Here is a 17,107-nt window from a genome sequence, read left to right on the forward strand (position 1 = left end):
GCGGCGCCCTTCGTCGTCTACGCCGCTTCGAGCGGTGGTCGCCCTCGGGCGTGGCGCCGGTGGCGTTGCATGCGGTGCTGGGGGAGCGGGGCGCCCTGCCACAGCTGTGGGACGAGGTAGCGATCGCCGTCGTGGACCACGATCTGCCACCGGCCGAGCGGTTCGTGGATGAGGTGGTGGTGGTGGCTGCACAGCAGCACGCCGTTCTCGAGATCGGTGGCGCCGGCGTCGCGGTTCCACCAGGCGATGTGGTGCGCCTCGCACCAGGCGGCGGGTGCGGTGCAGCCGGGCCAGGCGCAGCCGCCGTCGCGGGCGGCGAGGGCCTTCTTCTGCGCCGCTGAGAACAGCCGGGTCCTGCGGCCGAGGGTCAGTGGTTCGCCGGAGAGGTCGGTGACGAGCAAGCGCGACGTACCGGAGCACTGCAGCCGCTCCACCGTCGGCACCGAGAAGCGCGCCAGGACTCCATCGGGGTGCCCGGCGCCCTGCCGCCGCTCGAGCTCGTCGATCGTGATCACGGTGACGACCTCATGCGGGCTCGCCGGCGATCTACCGGTGCCTTCCTGCTCGGCGCGCACGCCCGCGCGGAAGGCCGACCAGAGCGCGTCGGAGTCGTGCTGGGCGCGGGTGCGGCCGTCCTGGGCGGCCTCGTGCCATTCCAGGTCCTCCCCGTCGTCCGGGTTCCGGACGAAGGTGGTGCCGCGGCGGTGCGCGTTCAGGAACGCCTCGACCTCCGCCCGGGTCTCGGCGGAAATGACGGCCGACAGGGTCGAGGAGCCATCGACACGGACGCGGCCCAGTTTCAAGGATTCCTTGCGCCGCTGCTCCTTCTCGTCGGGCTCCGCCCCATCCGGGTCGAGCGCCTGCGTCCACATCTGCGCCACCACGGCGAGCACATCGACCGACACCGTGCGCGCGGTGTTGGTCAGGAACGCCTCCGCCGCTGCAAGGTCGTCATCCGCAGCCCGGCGACGCGCGCTGTCGAGCGCCGCGAGGATCAGGCGGGCGGACTCCAACGGGACCCGGCCCTCCGTCACGGCGTCCGCGAGCATCGGCGCCCGCCCGGGCAGCGGCTCATCGGTGAACCACCATCGGCCTGCGAGCGCAGTCCCCAGCGTGATCCGCCGCCTCGCCTCGCCGGTGCTGATCGACAGCCGCTCGGCGAGCAGCTCCTTGCCACCCTTCTGCTCCTCGCGGGCGGCCAGGCCCTCGGATCCGATGCCAGGCCGCGAGCGCCACTCCACCTCGGCCGCCGCGATCCGGCGGGCGTCGGTGAGGCGACCGAGCTCCTCCCAGGCAGCCGCGTCCGCCAGCAGCTCGCCGTCGGTGTCTCGCCGATCCGGCGCCGCAAGAGCGCGCGCGGCGGCTGCCAGATGGCGTATCGCCGCGGCTCGTCCCATGCGGAGATCGTGTCAGAGGGGTCCGACAGTCCTACGTAATCGTGCCCCTTGATCAGCGGTTCAACGCTTGCGTCCGCGGCGCGGCGCTAACCGCCGATCAGGCTCGGCTGCAGGTCGCGCAGGGTGCGGTGCGCGGTCATCCGCGCGGCGACCGCCGTGGTGAGCGCGAGCGCCGCGACGAGCCAGATCGCGAGCACCCCGGCGTCGCCGGCGGCGCGGGCGAGGTCGCCGCCGAACATCGTCTGGCGCAGCCCGTCGACCGCGTACGACATCGGCAGCACGGCGTGGACGGCGGCGAGCGGACCGGGCAGCGTCTGCCACGGGAACGTGCCGCCGGCGGTGACGAGTTGGACGAGCATGAGGATCAGCCCGAGGAACTGGCCCACGCTGCCGAGCGCCGCGTTCAGCAGCAGCAGGATCGCGGCGAAGGCTCCCGCCGTGAGCACGAGGACACCGAGGGTGCCGATCGGATGCGCGACGGAGAAGCCGAGTGCGAGGGTCACGATCGCGAGGAGCCCGAGCACCTGCACCGCGCCGAGGAGGGCGGGGGTGAGCCAGCCGGCGAGCGCGACGCGGATCGGTGCGCGCACCGCGGTGAGCGCGCGCCGGGAGAGCGGTCGCAGGATGAGGAACAGGGCGTAGCTGCCGATCCAGGTCGACAGGCTCAGGAAGAACGGCGCGAGGCCCGCGCCGTAGGTGCCGGCATCGATCACCTTCGTCCGGGCGACGGCGGCGGGATCGCCGATCGCCGAGGCCTGACGGCTGCGCTCGTCGGCGGTGGTGGCCGGGATCCGCGAGGAGCCGGAGGCGAGCCTCGTGGCGAGGGTGGCGGATCCCGATCGCAGCGATGCGGTGCCCGAGGCGAGCGACCGCGCGCCCGACGCGGCCTGCCGGGCGCCACCCGCGACGCTCGCGGAGCCGGTGCGCAGCGCATCGAGCCCCGAGGCGACCCGGCCGGCGCCGGTCGAGAGCGTCGTCGTGCCCGAGGCGAGATCCGCGGATCCCTTCGCGACCCGCGCCGTGCCCGAGGCGACCGGGCGGGCGCCGTCGTCCGCGGTGCGGATGCCGGAGGCGAGCGCCGGCGCCGCACGGTCCAGCGTCGCCGCGCCCGTGGCCACGCGGCCGGCGCCGGTAGCGAGGGTGCTCGCGCCGGACGAGACGCGCGCCGCGCCGGACGCCACCCCGTCGGCTCCGGAGGCGAGGCGGCTCGCACCCGTCGACACGGCGCCGACACCGCTCGCGACGCGCTGCGCCCCGGTCGCGAGCGTCGTCGAGCTCGCGGCCGCGTCGTGCACGGCCGCCGCACCGGGCGCGAGCACGGCGAGCGCCTGCGCGACCTGCACGTCGGTGAGCCCGTCCCCCTTCAGCCGCGCGGAGAGCGCCGCGGCGGTCGTCGCCGAGCCGGCATCGATCCGGGCGAGCCCGGCCGCGAGGTCGCTCGACCCCGAGGCGACCCGGCCCGCGCCCGTCGCAGCGGCCGAGGCGCCCGTGGCGAGGTCGCGCGCGCTCCCCGCCACCGCGGTGGCACCGCTCCCGACTGCGGAGGCGCCGGACGCGATGGACCGCGCGCCGGCTGCGGTGCGTTCGGCGCCGTCGGCGAGGGCGGCGGTCTGCGCAGGCAGGTCGGCGGTGGCGCTGCGCAGCGCGTCGAGGCCGCCGGCGACGCGGGCCGCCCCCGATGCGACCGACGAGGCGCCGGCCGACAGCGTGCGGGCGCCAGAGGCGGCCGAGGCGGCTCCCGTCGCCACCTCCCGCGCGCCGTTGTCCGCGGATCCCACACCCGCCGCGACCTGCGCGGCCCCGCCCGACAGCGACCCGGTCCCGGTCTCGAGCGCGGCGGCGCCCGAGGCCGCCTTCGCGGTCCCGGTGGCGAGGGTGTGGGCCCCGGAGGCCGCGGCAGCGAGACTCGAGCGCACGTCGGCGAGCGCGACGAGGAACCGCGACGCGGCGGCGGAGCCCACCTGCTGCGCCACGCTCGCGCGGACCGCGTTCGCGGCCTGGCTCGCGATCGTGCCGGCGAGGTACCCGTTCGCGTCGTTCGTGGCGAGCTCGACGCGTGCCCGCGTGGGCGAGGACGTCGCGGCGGAGGCGAGGTCGTGCGAGAAGCCGGTGGGCAGCGTGAGGACGAAGTCGACGCCGCCGGTGCGCAGCTCGCGGGCGGCGTCCGCCGCCGAGAGCTCGTGCCAGTCGAACGCGCCGTCGCGCTCGAGGCGGTCGGCGACCCGCCGCCCGTAGTCCACGCCTCGCCCGTCGACGGTCTTGCCGCCGTCGGCGACGACGAGCCCGGCGGGCACGTGCGACAGCGCGCCGTACGGATCGCGGTTACCCCAGAGGTAGAGGCCGCCGTAGAGCAGCGGCACCGCCATGAGGGCGACGAAGGCGACGACGCCGAGGCGTGTGGCGGTGAGCCGGCGCAGCTCGGAGCGGAGGAGGGTGAGGACGGTCATCGGTCTTCCGGATCGGCGGGGAGGCGGAGCGCGGTCGCGTGGTCGGCGAGGGCGGCGCCCCCGATCACGAGCACGGGGACGCCCTGCTCGGTCGTGGCGGCGGCGAGCGCGAGCCAGTCGGCAGCGGCGACGCCGTGCCGCTCGGGCGCGGTGAGGACGAGGGCGCGGACGCCGGGGCGGGCCGCCGCGAGGGCGAGCAGCAGGCGGACCCGGTCGGCGCCGGGCAGGTCGGCGATCGGCGCGCGGTACCAGCGCTCGAGTCCGAGGTCGGCGAGCACCGCGACGGCGTCGCTGCGGGAGGCGCGGAGGCCGGCGAAGCGGAGCTCCTCGCGCACGACGTCGCCGACCGGCAGGACGGCGGGCGGCTCGGCGACGACGGGGGTGTCGACGAGCGCGACCGCGAGGCGCACCGCGGCCGGGTCGTCCTCGCCGTCGAGCACCACGCGGCCGCGGTCGGCGCGCATCCGGCCCGCCGCGAGCAGCGAGGCGACGACGGGCCCGCGCTCGCCGTCGACCGCGACCACGGCGGGCGCGTCGTCCGTGAGCACCGCGGTGAGCGGGGCGAGCACCGGGGTCGCCTCGTCGCCGACGCCGATCCCGTCGAGCTCGAGCCTCATCGGTCCTCCATCAGCAGCGCCGCGTTCCGGTCGAGCAGCTCGCCGGCCTCGCGCCACGACAGGCCCAGGGCACCGAGCCCGGCGAGCACGACGAGCCGGCGGCCGTCCCGCCGCGAGAGCGGGGAGCGCAGGCTCTCGTCGAGCACCGTGAAGGCCGCGCCCTCGATGAGCCGCGCCACGGTCTCGGGGGAGAGGTCGGTGCGGCCACCCTGCTCGCCCGCGCGGCGGGCGTCGGCGACGAGCCGCCCGTGGATCGGCCCGAGGGCGGCGCCGATGCGTTCGCGGAGCGGGCCGTGGACGATCGTGCTCGTCATCGCGCGCACGTGCTCGACCTCGTCCCAGACGACCCGGCCGAGCAGCGCGACGTCGAGCGCCGGGTCCTCCGCGGTGGCGCGCTCGATCGCGGCGGCGACGCGCGCGGCGCCCCGCTCGGCGAGCTCGGCGACGAGCGTGTTGCGGGAGGGGAAGTGCCCGTAGACGGCGCGGCGGGAGAGCCCGGCCCCGGCCGCGATGGCGTCGAGCGACGCCTCCGGGTCCTCGTTCAGGATGCGGCGGGCCGCCTCGAGCAGCGCCTCGCGGTTCTCCGTGGCGTCGCGCCGGGGTGCGCGCGGTCGATCGGCGGTCATGCCGGCATCCTACGCATATCTTGCACACAGGTGTGCAAGATCGACGGGGCATAGGGTTGTGGTGCTGACGCGGAGGGAGCCTCATGCCGGCGATCGTGCTGATCGGCGCCCAGTGGGGCGACGAGGGCAAGGGCAAGGCCACCGACCTGCTCGCGGGCCGCGTGGACCACGTCGTGAAGTTCAACGGCGGCAACAACGCCGGCCACACGGTGGTGATCGGCGACGAGCGGTTCGCCCTGCACCTGCTGCCGTCCGGCATCCTCAGCCCCGGAGTCGTGCCGGTCATCGCGAACGGCGCGGTGATCGACCTCGAGGTGCTCTTCGGCGAGCTCGAGGCGATCTCGGCCCGCGGGGTCGACGTCTCGCGGCTGCGCGTGAGCGCGAACGCCCACGTCATCACCCAGTACCACCGCACCATCGACCGGGTCACCGAGCGCTTCCTCGGCAAGCGGCAGATCGGCACGACCGGCCGCGGCATCGGCCCGACCTACGCCGACAAGATCAACCGGGTCGGCATCCGGGTGCAGGACCTCTTCGACCCCGGGATCCTGCGGCAGAAGGTCGAGGGCGCCCTCGACCAGAAGAACCACCTGCTGCTCAAGGTCTACAACCGGCGAGCGATCGCGGTCGACGAGGTCGTCGACGACCTGCTCGGCTACGTGGAGCGCCTCCGCCCGATGGTCGCCGACACCTCGCTCGAGCTGAACCGCGCGCTCGACGAGGGGCGCACCGTCCTCTTCGAGGGCGGGCAGGCGACCATGCTCGACGTCGACCACGGCACGTACCCGTTCGTCACCTCGTCGAACGCGACGAGCGGCGGCGCGGCCACGGGCTCCGGGGTCGCACCGAACCGCTTCGACCGCATCCTCGCCGTGGCGAAGGCGTACACGACCCGCGTCGGGGCCGGACCGTTCCCGACCGAGCTGAACGACGCGTCCGGCGAGTTCCTCCGCTCACGAGGCTTCGAGTTCGGCACGACCACGGGGCGGCCCCGTCGCACCGGCTGGTACGACGCCCTCATCGCCCGGTACGCGCAGCGCATCAACGGCGTCACCGACTTCGTGCTCACGAAGCTCGACGTGCTCACCGGGCTTCCGCGCATCCCGGTGTGCGTCGCCTACGAGATCGACGGGCGCCGGGTCGACGAGATGCCGGTGTCGCAGTCCGACTTCCACCACGCCGTGCCCGTGTACGAGGAGCTGCCCGGCTGGGACGAGGACATCTCGGGCGCGCGGTCGTTCGACGACCTGCCGCCGGCGGCACGCGACTACGTGCTCGCGCTCGAGGAGCTCTCCCGCGCGCCGATCTCGGTGATCGGGGTCGGCCCGGCTCGCGACGCGGTCGTCGTGCGGCGCGACCTGCTCGCCTGATCCGGGATCGCGGGTGGCCGCGGATCAGGCGGCGGGCTTGAAGAACCGGGTGCGCTGACCGAGGTACGACGATGCCGGAGCGCTCGTGTGCATGCCGACGAGCACCTTGCCCCGGCTGTGCCGCTGGTCGAGCTCCGCGATGGCCTCGGGCAGCTGGTCGAAGGCGTAGAAGCCCGAGATGAGCACCCGCAGGCCCCACGTCGCGATGAGCTCGACGAGGTCCCCGAGCACGATGCGCACCTCGGGGTCGTCGCCCGGCGCGTTGTAGAACCGCAGCTCGACCTCGCGTCGCTTGGCACTCGGCACGAAACGCTGCCGCGGCACCCCGAGGGCCTCGGCGAGGTCCTCGTAGCCCGCGTAGTTGTCGATGAACGCCGTGACGGGCCGGCCCTGCGCGGCGTCGCGGATGCGCTGCTCGAGCCCCTCGCCGTGCAGCACCGCCTTCGCGCCGATGGAGCGCAGGTAGTCCTGGTTGTCCTCGCCGGCGATGCCGATCACGAGGGCGCCCGCGAGCCGGGCGAGCTGCGCCTCGATGTGCCCCACCCCGCCCGCGGCGGCGGAGATCACGACGGTGTCGTCCGGCCCGAGCCGCAGCGACTGCACGATCGTGTACCCGGTGGTCCCCGCGAGGTAGAGGGCACCCGCGACCTCCCACGGCACCGACTCCGGCTTCGGCACCACGGCGCCGACCGGCACCGTGACGTACGAGGCGTGCGCCGCGTGGCGCGGGTCGTGGCCGAGCACGGCCTGACCGACCGAGAGGCTTCTCACCGCCGAACCCCTGGCCCGCACGATGCCGGCGAAGCACGATCCCTGCCGGGCCGGGAACGCGATCGGCACCTCGTCCGCGAAGTCCCCGCGCCGCACGTACTCGTCCATGTGGTTGAGCGCCGCCGCGACGACCTCGATCACGACCTCGTCCGGTCCGGGCGTCGGTCTCACCTGCTCGACGAAGTGCAGCTCCTCGGCTCCGCCGAAGCGGTCGTACTCCACCGCCTTGCCTGCGCGCATGGTCGCGTCCTTCCCTCTGCGGCAGGGTCGCGGGACGGGCTGCGCGACAGGCGGAGAAGCGAGCGGAGCGACCTGGCTGTTCGCTGACGAACGCCTGTGTCGCTGTTGTGCAACATTCAGAGGCCGGGGGCGCCGGCCCGGCGGACGCCGCGGGCGAACAGGCGCTGCGTCGTCACCGGTGCGATCCGCACTGCGAGGTCGGGCAGCACCGCGCTCGCACCGATGAGGACCCGAGGGCGCCGGCGCTCGACGCCCTCGAGGATCCGTTCGGCGGCGACCCGCGGTGGGATCCGCAGCACGCGCGCGATCGCCCGCCTGCCCCGCTCCGCTTCGGCGGGGTCGAGCCGTGCGGCGAGGCGCGCGGACTCCGCGATGCGGGTCCTGATGCCGCCCGGGTGGACCACGGTCACCCCGACGCGGCCGGCGAGCTCGGCGGCGAGCGCCTCGGTGAAGCCGCGCAGGCCGAACTTCGCCGTGGCGTACGCGGCCTGGCCCGGGGGCGCGACGATGCCGAAGATCGAGGAGACGTTCGCGAGGTGCGAGCCCGGATGCGTGAGCAGCACCGGCAGCAGCGCCGCCGTGAGCGCGATCGGCGCATGCAGGTCGATGTCGAGCAGCCACTCGAACTCGTCGAGCGTGACGTCCTCGAAGCGGCCGCCGAGGGCCACGCCCGCCACGTTGAGCAGCAGTGTCACCTCCGGGTAGTCGCGCGCGAGGCGTGCGCCGATCTCCCTCGTGCCCGCCCGGTCGGCGAGATCGGCGACCACCGTCTCGACGGCGACCGGCTGCCGGCGCGCCAGCGCCGCGATCCGGGTGAGGCCCTCCTCGTCGCGGTCGAGCAGCACGAGGTCGCTGCCGCGGCTCGCGAGGTCGACGGCGAGCGCGGCCCCGATGCCGCTCGCTGCGCCGGTGACGAGCGCGGTGCCGCCGCGGTACCGGTAGGGGGTCATCGGTCGCCTCCGATCGGATGCCGTTCGAGGAATGCGCTCACGAGGTCGGCGAACGCGTCCGGTCGCTCGATCTGCGGCATGTGCCCGGTGCCTGCGAACAGGTGCGTCTCGGCGGACGGCAGCGCCACGGCGGCGGCGGGCAGGTGCGCCGCGGGCAGCACCCGGTCGCCCTCGCCCCAGAGCACGAGGGTCGGGATCTGCAGCGTCGCGAGCCGTTCGAGCAGACGCCTGCGCCAGCGGGGACGCACGCCGCGGAAGGTGCCGAGGGAGCGCGCCACCTCGAGCAGCGTCGTGGCGTGGTCGGGGCGGGAGGCGAGCGCGAGGCCCCATGCCACCCGGTCGTCGGTGGCGAGGGTGCGATCGACGAAGATCGACCGCTCGGCGCGGGCTGACGCGTCGCGGCTCGGCACGAGCAGGCGTCGGCCGATCGGCGGGATCGCGAGCAGGCGCAGCGCGAGCGTCACCTCGCGGCCGAAGCCCGCGCTGCTCGCGAGCACGAGGGACCGGACGCTGTCGGGGCGTGACGCGGCGAGCGTCATCGCGACGGCTCCGCCGAGCGAGTTGCCGGCGACGTGCACCGGACCGTGCACGCCGAGCGCGTCGAGCAGGCGGGGCAGGAACGCCGCGTAGGCCTCGAGCGTCGCGGCCTGCGGCAGGCGGTCGGAGTGCGCGAACCCCGGCAGGTCGAGCGCGATGAGCGCGAAGCGGTCGCCGAGCCGGTCGAACTGCTCCGACCAGTCCTCGAGGCTGCGGCCGATGCCGTGGAGCAGCAGCAGCGGCTCACCGGTGCCGGCGCGCCGGATCCGCACGAGCCGCCCGTCGACCTCGACGTACCCGGTGCCCGGCGGGCGCAGCTCGGCGGCGGCCGTGTCCGTCCCCGTCATCGCAGGGCCTCGAGCGGTGCGGGCCGGGGCGCCCGTGCGAAGCGCATGCCGTCGCCGACCGGGCCGAGCCGGAGCAGGGCGAGGTCGCGCAGGTAGTTCTGGTGCAGACGCCAGGGCGTCCGGGGACCCTGACGGGGCAGCAGGTGCGCCCCGCGGCGCACGTAGCCCGAGGCGAGGTCGATGAGCGGCACCGTCGAGGCGGGGTCGAGCGCGGGGGCCTCCGGCACGGCGACCGCCATGCCCCGGCGCTCCATATGTGCGAGGAGTCGGCAGACGTACCGGGCGACGAGATCCGCCTTGAGCGTCCAGGACGCGTTCGTGTAGCCGATGGTGAGGGCGAAGTTCGGGACGCCGGAGAGCATCATCCCCTTGTACGCGAGCGTCTCGGCGAGCTCGACCGCCCGGCCGTCGACCGAGAGCCGCATGCCGCCGATCGCGAGCACGTTGAGGCCCGTGGCCGTGACGATCACGTCGGCGGGCAGCCGGGCGCCGGAGGCGAGGGCGAGCCCATCCCGCTCGACGCGCTCGATGCGGTCCGTGACGATGTCGGCCCGGCCGCGGCGGATCGCGCGGAAGAGGTCGCCGTCCGGCACCGCGCAGAGCCGCTCGTCCCAGGGCCCGTAGCGCGGGGTCAGGTGGGTCTCGACGTCGAAGCCCTCGGGCAGCGCGCGGACCTGCGCCTGCTTCAGCAGCGCCCGCATCGTGTCGGGCCGGCGCCGCGACAGCTGGTACACCGCCATGGCCTTGAGCACGTTCTTCCAGCGGACGGCCCGGTAGGCGAGGGCCCCGGGGAGCCGGCGCCGCAGCGAGTCCGCGACGCGGTCGGTCGACGGCACCGCGCCGATGTAGGTGGGGGAGCGCTGCAGCATCGTCACCGACGCCGCGTTCCGGGCGAGCGACGGCAGCAGCGTGACGGCGGTGGCGCCGCTGCCGATCACCACGACCCTGCGGCCCGTGACGTCGAGGTCGTCGGGCCAGTGCTGCGGATGCACGACCGCGCCCTCGAAGTCGTCGAGTCCCGCGATCTGGGGGGTGTACCCCTCGTCGTAGCGGTAGTAGCCGGAGCAGACGAAGAGGAAGGAGCAGGTGATCGACAGCTCCTCGGCGGGGTCGCCCTCGCGCCACTCGCCGTCGGTCCGCAGCAGGCGGTGCACGGTGAGCGTCCAGCGCGCCGCCGCCGAGTCCCACGCCGCGGCGACGACCCGATGCCGCAGCCGCACACGGGCGGAGACACCCTCCTGCTCGGCGGTGTCGCGCACGTAGCGGCGGATCGCGTCGCCGTCGGCGATGGCCTTCGGATCGGTCCACGGTCGGAAGGCGTAGCCGAGCGTGTACATGTCGGAGTCGGAGCGCACCCCGGGGTAGCGGAAGAGGTCCCAGGTGCCGCCGATCGCGCTCCGGGACTCGAGCACCGCGTACGACGTGCCGGGTCGCTCGCGCTGCAGGTGCGCGGCGGCGCCGATGCCCGACAACCCCGCCCCGACGATCACCACGTCCAGGTGCTCCGTCATGCCCTCGTCCCCCTCGACTCCGCTGCGTCGGAGGGTATCAACACCCTGTCGAGCGATTCGACGGCGCGTCGACACGGTGGCCGGCGGTGGCTAGGTTCGTGTCGTGAGCGGGACGGGCGGCGCGGTGCGCGGCCGGCGGGCGCCCGTGGGGCGGGGCGACGAGCGGCGGCCCTCCGGCGACGATCGGCAGCGCGCCATCCTCGAGACCGCCGAGCGGCTGCTCGAGGAGCGGCCGCTCGCCGCGATCTCGATCGACGACCTCGCCCGGGGCGCGGGCATCTCGCGGCCCACCTTCTACTTCTACTTCGGGGGCAAGGAGGACGTGCTCCTCACCCTGCTCGACCGGATGGCGGCGGAGGTGGGCGAGCGGCTCGCCGCCCTGCCGCCGGAGCCGGGGGACGACGCCCCGGCGTGGTGGCGGCAGGTGCTCGGGGTCTTCGTCGACGTCTTCCTCGGCCACCGCGCCGTCTCCCGCGTGCTCGCGGAGGCCCGTGCCACGAATCCCCGGCTCCGCGCGGAATGGGCCGACCTGCTCGAGGGCTGGGTCGGCAGCACCGCCGCCGTGCTCGAGCGGGAACGGCGGCGCGGCGCCGCGGCGCCGGGCCTCGACGCGCGGGAGGCCGCGCTCGCGCTGAACCTGCTGAACGAGCGCGTGCTCGCCGCGGTCGTGTCGGGGGAGTCGCCGGCGCCAGCCGAGCACGGGGTGCTCGACCTGCTCGCGGGCGTCTGGCTCGCGGTCCTCTACCCCGCCCCGGACCGTACGCTTCGAGCATGACCGCCGCGCCCCTGCCCGCGGACGACGACGCCGTCGCCGAGCTCCGCGCCCTCCGCGCGAGCATCGACAACGTCGACGCCGCGCTCGTCCACCTGCTCGCGGAGCGGTTCAAGTTCACGCAGAAGGTGGGGCACCTCAAGGCCGCGGTCGGGCTGCCCGCCGCCGACCCCGACCGCGAGCAGCAGCAGATCGCGCGCCTCCGCGCCCTCGCGGAGGAGTCGCACCTCGATCCCGCCTTCGCCGAGGCGTTCCTCGCCTTCATCGTCGCCGAGGTCATCCATCACCACGAGCGCATCGCCGAGGACCACGCCCGGAGCTGACCCCTGCCGCCGGCCCGAACCCTGCCGTATTGTTCCACTCGGAATAATCGGCGCGGGGGAGGTGGGGGCGTGATCGGACCGCTCGCCGTCTCGACCCTCGGGCTCCTGCTCGAGCGCCCGATGCATCCGTACGAGATGGTCCAGCTGCTGCTCGCGCGGTGGGAGGACCGGCTCGTCAAGGTGCGGCCGGGCTCGCTGTACCACGTGGTCGACCGGCTGCACGCGGACGGGCTCGTGCAGCCCATCGGCAGCGAGCGCGCGGGCAACCGTCCCGAGCGCACCACGTACGCGATCACGCCCGCGGGCATCGCCGCGATGCAGGACTGGGTTGGGCGCTCGATCGCCGTGCCCGAGCCCGAGTACCCGCGCTTCCCGCTCGCGCTGAGCGCGGCGCACCACCTCCCCAAGGCCGACGTGGTCACCCTGCTGCGTCGTCGCGTCGCCGCCCTCCGCGGCCAGGACGCCGAGCTCGAGGCGGGCCTCACCGAGGTGGCGGCTCGCGCCGTCGCGGAGCGGTACTGGGTCGACCTCCCGCTCGCCCGGCGCATGCTCGCCGCCGAGATCGACCACCTCACGGCCCTGGCCGACCGCATCGAGTCGGGCGATCTGCCCTGGCCCGACCCCGAGCCCCCGAACGAAGGAACCCCGTGACGCACGAGACGAAGCCGTGGCCGGCCCTCTGGTCGCTCATCATCGGCTTCTTCATGATCCTGATCGACACGACGATCGTGTCGGTCGCGAACCCCGCGATCCTGCGGGGCCTGCACGCCGACATCGACACCGTCATCTGGGTGACGAGCGCCTACCTGCTCGCCTTCGCCGTGCCGCTGCTCATCACCGGACGCCTCGGCGACCGGTTCGGCCCGAAGCGGCTCTACCTCGCCGGCCTCGTGATCTTCACGCTCGCCTCCGCCTGGTGCGGCTTCGCCGGCACGATCGGCCTGCTCATCACGGCGCGGGCGGTGCAGGGGCTCGGCGGCTCGCTCATGTCGCCCCAGACGATGGCCGTCATCACGCGGATCTTCCCGCCCGAGCGGCGTGGCCAGGCGCTCGGGCTCTGGGGCGCGACGGCCGGCGTGGCGACGCTCGTCGGCCCGATCCTCGGCGGGCTGCTCGTCGACGGCCTCGGGTGGCAGTGGATCTTCTTCGTGAACGTCCCGATCGGGGTCGTCGCCTTCGTGCTCGCGATGCGCAACGTGCCCGCCCTCGAGACGCACCCTCACCGCTTCGACGTGCTCGGTGTCGTGCTCTCGGCCGTCGGCCTGTTCCTGCTGGTGTTCGGCCTGCAGGAGGGGCAGACGTACGACTGGGGCACCATCACCGGCCCGATCTCGGTCTGGTCGCTGATCGTCGCCGGCGTCGTCGTGCTCGCGGCCTTCGTCGTGCAGCAGGCGCTGACGCGGCGCGAGCCGCTCGTGCCGCTGCACCTCTTCCGCGACCGCAACTTCTCGGTGGCGAACATCGCCATCACCGCGGTCGGCTTCACGGTCACGAGCCTGTCGCTGCCGCTCGTGTTCTACTTCCAGGTCGTCCGCGGCATGACCCCCACGCAGTCGGCGCTCATGCTCGCGCCGATGGCCGTGCTGAACATCGGGCTCGCGCCGGTCGTCGGCCGGCTCGTCGACCGGGTGCACCCACGCCTGCTCGCCGTGCCGGGGCTGCTGCTGTTCAGCGCCGCCCTGCTCCTCTACTCCCGCATGCTCGCGCCCGACATCGCGTGGGGCTGGCTGCTGCTGCCCGCGGTCGTGCTCGGCTTCGCGAACGCCTTCACGTGGTCACCGGTGTCGAGCACCGCGACCCGCGGCCTGCCACCGCGCGAGGCCGGTGCCGGCTCCGGCGTCTACAACACGACCCGGCAGATCGGCGCGGTCATCGGCAGCGCGGCCATCGCGGTGCTGATCCAGTCGCGGCTCACCGCCGACCTGCCGGCCCGACCCGGCGGCTCGGCCTCGTCGGGCGACTTCACGCTCGGCGCGACCCTTCCCGCGTTCCTGCACGACGGGTTCACGAAGGCGATGTCCGAGGCACTCGTCCTGCCCGCCCTCGTGATCCTGATCGGCGCGATCGCCGTCGTGTTCTTCGCACGGCCCCGGATGGCGGCGTGGGGCGCCCCTGCGACGCAGGGCGGCCAGGAGCGGCCGGAGGCGGTGACGCAGGCGTGACGGCGGCCACCGCCGCGGTCCGGCGCATCTCGACGCGCCGGGCCTGGGCGGTGCTCGCCGTCGGCGTGCTCGCGCAGACCGCGACGACCGTGCTCGTCAGCGCGCCGGCGCTGCTGATCCCCGTCCTCTCGATCGACCGGCACCTGCCGCTGCCGCAGGCGGGGCTCCTCGCCGCGGCGCCGAACCTCGGGCTCGTGCTCACCCTCGTGGCCTGGGGCGCGGCGGCGGACCGCTTCGGCGAGCGGGTCGTGCTCGTCGTCGGGCTCCTGCTGAGCACCGCGTGCGCGCTGCTCGCCGCGGTGCCCGCCGGACCGGTCGGGTTCGGGGTGGCGCTGCTCGCCGCGGGCGCGGCGTCCGGCTGCGCGAACGCCGCGAGCGGCCGCGTCGTCGTCGGCTGGTTCCCGCGGGAGCGCCGCGGCCTCGCCATGGGCATCCGGCAGATGTGCCAGCCCCTCGGCGTCACGATCGCCGCGCTCACGGTGCCCGGGATCGGGGCCGCGGCGGGACCAGGCGCGGCCCTGCTGCTGCCCGCGGCGCTCTGCGCCGCCTCCGCCGTGCTCGTCGCCCTCGTCGTCGTCGACCCGCCCCGGGCGACGCGCACCGCCGCCGCGACGGCGAACCCGTACCGGCGCGACGCGTTCCTGCTCCGGGTGCACCTCGTCTCGGCGCTGCTCGTCGTGCCGCAGTTCACGCTGTCGACCTTCGGCCTCGTCTGGCTCGTCGGTGCGCTGCGCGTGCCGGCCCTCACGGCGGGGCTCGTCGTCGGCGTCGCGCAGTTCACCGGGGCGTTCGGTCGCCTCGCCGTCGGTGCGCTGAGCGACCGCGCTCGCAGCCGGGTCGGCCCGCTCCGTCTCGTCGCGCTGGTCGCCCTCGTCCTCATGGTCGCGCTCGCAGCGGTGAGCGCGACGGGCCCGACCGCCGTCGCCGTGGTCGCCTACGTGCTCGCCGCGACGATCTCGGTCGCCGACAACGGGCTCGCCTTCACGGCGGTCGCCGAGGCCGCGGGGGGCTTCTGGGCCGGCCGGGCGCTGGGCGTGCAGAACACCGGCCAGTTCCTCGCCGCCGCCGCGGTCGGGCCCGTCGTGGGCGCCCTCGTCGCGCTCGTCGGCTTCCCGCTCGCCTTCCTCGTGGTCGCGACCACCCCGGCGGCGGCCCTGCCGCTCGTCCCTCGCCGGTCCGGCGAGCGCGACCACCTCTAGCCTGGGGCGAGCCCTGCCGCCGGTGCACAGGAAACCGCGGGACGGGCCGTTCAGGATGTTCCGGCCGGAGGCGACGCCTCCGGGGAAGGGGAGAGCCATGACCGACGTCGCATCGCAGTCGCCCGAGGCGGGGGACGACCGACCCGTGCTCACCAACCGGCAGGGGCACCCGGTCTACGACAACCAGAACCAGCGCACCGTCGGCGCCCGCGGCCCGGCGACGCTCGAGAACTACCAGTTCCTCGAGAAGATCAGCCACTTCGACCGCGAGCGCATCCCGGAGCGCGTGGTGCACGCGCGCGGCGCCGTGGCCTTCGGCTACTTCGAGGCCACAGGCACCTGGGGCGACGAGCCCATCGCGGCGTACACGCGGGCGAAGCTGTTCCAGCAGCAGGGCAAGCGCACCGACATCGCGCTGCGCTTCTCCACCGTCATCGGCGGCCGCGACTCGTCCGAGGCGGCGCGCGACCCGCGCGGCTTCGCGGTCAAGTTCTACACCGAGGACGGCAACTGGGACCTCGTCGGCAACAACCTCGCGGTGTTCTTCATCCGCGATGCGATCAAGTTCCCCGACGTCATCCACTCGCTGAAGCCGGACCCCATCACGTTCCGGCAGGACCCGGCGCGCATCTTCGACTTCATGTCGCAGACGCCCGAGTCGATGCACATGCTCATGAACCTCTTCAGCCCGCGCGGCATCCCGGCGAACTACCGCACGCAGCAGGGCTTCGGCGTCAACACCTACAAGTGGGTGAACGCCGAGGGGGTCACGCATCTCGTGAAGTTCCACTTCATCCCGAAGATCGGGGTGAAGAGCCTCACGGAGCGCGACGCGGCCGCCATCCAGGCCGGTGACCTCGGCCACGCCTCGCGCGACCTCTACGAGGCGATCGAGCGCGGCGACTTCCCCGAGTGGGAGATGCGCGTGCAGGTCATGACCGACGACGAGCACCCCGAGCTCGACTTCGACCCGCTCGACGACACCAAGGTCTGGCCCGAGAACGAGTTCCCGGCGAAGCCCGTCGGCCGCATCGTGCTCGACCGCAACGTCTCGAACCACTTCGCCGAGAACGAGCAGATCGCGTTCGGCACCGGTGTCCTCGTCGACGGCATCGACTTCTCGGACGACAAGATGCTCGTCGGCCGCACCTTCTCGTACAGCGACACCCAGCGCTACCGCGTCGGGCCGAACTACCTGCAGCTGCCGGTGAACCGGCCGAAGAACGCCCAGGTGCGCACGAACCAGCAGGGGGGCCAGATGGCCTACTACGTCGACCAGGTCGGCGAGAACCCGCACGTCAACTACGAGCCGTCGATCATGGGCGGCCTCCGCGAGGCCGAGTACCCGACGCACGACGAGCAGGGCCCCGAGATCGTCGGTCGCCTCACGCGCAAGCGGATCCCGAGGACGAACGACTACACGCAGGCGGGCCAGCGCTACCTGCTGCTCGAGCCGTGGGAGCAGGACGACCTCGTCGCGAACCTCGTGAACCTGATCGGGCAGGCCACGCGTCCCGTGCAGGAGCGCATGGTGTGGCACTTCTTCCTCGTCGAGGACGAGCTCGGCCGCCGCGTCGGCGAGGGGCTCGGCATCACCGCGGACGACGTGCGGCACCTGCCGCCGCTGCAGTCGCAGACCCTCTCCGACGAGGAGCAGCAGCGCCTCGCGAACCTCGGGAACAACGGCTCCCGCGACGTCGCCGGCCTGCAGATGACGCACTGCGTGCCCAACGAGCACGTCCGCGTCGCCGCCGAGCCGCAGCTCGCGCAGGCCTGAGGCCTCCGGACGCCCCGCTTCCCGCCCTGCTCGACCGAGTCAGGGCGGGAAGCGGGGCGTT

At 74.3% G+C, this 17,107-nt stretch carries 15 protein-coding genes; 7 read left to right on the forward strand and 8 right to left on the reverse strand.

The genetic code is table 11. The annotated features are described in order from the left end of the window. Positions 1-17: 17 nt before the first annotated feature. From QDR37_RS07125 to QDR37_RS07140, 4 genes are all read right to left on the reverse strand, one after another. Positions 18-1,397: an HNH endonuclease signature motif containing protein gene (locus tag QDR37_RS07125; protein WP_279712921.1), complete on the reverse strand. Its 1,380-nt coding sequence runs from the start codon at positions 1,395-1,397 to the stop codon at positions 18-20. Positions 1,398-1,483: 86 nt separating this feature from the next. Next, a complete protein-coding gene (locus QDR37_RS07130) occupies positions 1,484-3,844 on the reverse strand; it encodes a YhgE/Pip domain-containing protein (RefSeq protein WP_279712923.1) in 2,361 nt (786 codons plus the stop codon). Continuing rightward, positions 3,841-4,461 carry a hypothetical protein gene (locus tag QDR37_RS07135; RefSeq protein WP_279712924.1) on the reverse strand — a complete coding sequence of 207 codons (621 nt, stop codon included), beginning with the start codon at positions 4,459-4,461 and terminating at the stop codon, positions 3,841-3,843. Before QDR37_RS07135 ends, QDR37_RS07130 begins: the two co-directional genes overlap by 4 nt. Further along, positions 4,458-5,087, reverse strand: a complete 630-nt coding sequence (locus tag QDR37_RS07140) for a TetR/AcrR family transcriptional regulator (protein WP_279712925.1) — start codon at positions 5,085-5,087, stop codon at positions 4,458-4,460. Before QDR37_RS07140 ends, QDR37_RS07135 begins: the two co-directional genes overlap by 4 nt. An 83-nt stretch (positions 5,088-5,170) precedes the next feature. Between QDR37_RS07140 and QDR37_RS07145 the strand changes: the two genes are divergently transcribed. Next, positions 5,171-6,457 (forward strand): adenylosuccinate synthase, encoded by a 1,287-nt coding sequence (locus tag QDR37_RS07145; protein WP_279712926.1) that lies wholly within the window; start codon positions 5,171-5,173, stop codon positions 6,455-6,457. A gap of 24 nt (positions 6,458-6,481) precedes the next feature. Here the strand turns inward: QDR37_RS07145 and QDR37_RS07150 are convergent, their stop codons facing one another. From QDR37_RS07150 to QDR37_RS07165, 4 genes are all read right to left on the reverse strand, one after another. Beyond that, complete coding sequence (locus QDR37_RS07150) at positions 6,482-7,468, reverse strand: NADP-dependent oxidoreductase (RefSeq protein ID WP_279712927.1); 987 nt, start codon at positions 7,466-7,468, stop codon at positions 6,482-6,484. A 116-nt stretch (positions 7,469-7,584) separates the two neighbouring features. Then, positions 7,585-8,418 carry an SDR family NAD(P)-dependent oxidoreductase gene (locus QDR37_RS07155; RefSeq protein ID WP_279712928.1) on the reverse strand — a complete coding sequence of 278 codons (834 nt, stop codon included), beginning with the start codon at positions 8,416-8,418 and terminating at the stop codon, positions 7,585-7,587. After that, positions 8,415-9,302: an alpha/beta fold hydrolase gene (locus QDR37_RS07160; protein WP_279712929.1), complete on the reverse strand. Its 888-nt coding sequence runs from the start codon at positions 9,300-9,302 to the stop codon at positions 8,415-8,417. Before QDR37_RS07160 ends, QDR37_RS07155 begins: the two co-directional genes overlap by 4 nt. Beyond that, positions 9,299-10,813, reverse strand: coding sequence for an NAD(P)/FAD-dependent oxidoreductase (locus QDR37_RS07165; RefSeq protein WP_279712931.1), 1,515 nt, complete (start codon positions 10,811-10,813; stop codon positions 9,299-9,301). Before QDR37_RS07165 ends, QDR37_RS07160 begins: the two co-directional genes overlap by 4 nt. Before the next feature lie 103 nt (positions 10,814-10,916). Between QDR37_RS07165 and QDR37_RS07170 the strand changes: the two genes are divergently transcribed. The 6 genes from QDR37_RS07170 (at position 10,917) to QDR37_RS07195 (ending at position 17,046) form a co-directional block, all read left to right on the forward strand. Then, positions 10,917-11,588, forward strand: coding sequence for a TetR/AcrR family transcriptional regulator (locus QDR37_RS07170; RefSeq protein WP_279712932.1), 672 nt, complete (start codon positions 10,917-10,919; stop codon positions 11,586-11,588). Then, entirely contained in the window at positions 11,585-11,908 is a 324-nt protein-coding gene (locus tag QDR37_RS07175; protein WP_279712933.1) for a chorismate mutase, read from the forward strand. The genes QDR37_RS07170 and QDR37_RS07175 overlap by 4 nt, the downstream gene beginning before the upstream one ends. A 69-nt stretch (positions 11,909-11,977) precedes the next feature. Then, complete coding sequence (locus QDR37_RS07180) at positions 11,978-12,559, forward strand: PadR family transcriptional regulator (protein ID WP_279712934.1); 582 nt, start codon at positions 11,978-11,980, stop codon at positions 12,557-12,559. Then, the gene (locus tag QDR37_RS07185; RefSeq protein WP_279712935.1) at positions 12,556-14,070 is read left to right on the forward strand and encodes a DHA2 family efflux MFS transporter permease subunit; all 1,515 of its coding nucleotides are present in this window, start codon (positions 12,556-12,558) and stop codon (positions 14,068-14,070) included. The genes QDR37_RS07180 and QDR37_RS07185 overlap by 4 nt, the downstream gene beginning before the upstream one ends. Beyond that, on the forward strand, positions 14,067-15,269 hold the full coding sequence (locus QDR37_RS07190; RefSeq protein ID WP_279712936.1) for an MFS transporter: 1,203 nt from the start codon (positions 14,067-14,069) through the stop codon (positions 15,267-15,269). Before QDR37_RS07185 ends, QDR37_RS07190 begins: the two co-directional genes overlap by 4 nt. A 97-nt stretch (positions 15,270-15,366) precedes the next feature. Further along, positions 15,367-17,046 (forward strand): catalase, encoded by a 1,680-nt coding sequence (locus tag QDR37_RS07195; RefSeq protein WP_279712937.1) that lies wholly within the window; start codon positions 15,367-15,369, stop codon positions 17,044-17,046. Positions 17,047-17,107 lie beyond the last annotated feature (61 nt).

The organism is Amnibacterium sp. CER49 (assembly GCF_029846255.1).
GTDB lineage: Bacteria > Actinomycetota > Actinomycetes > Actinomycetales > Microbacteriaceae > Amnibacterium.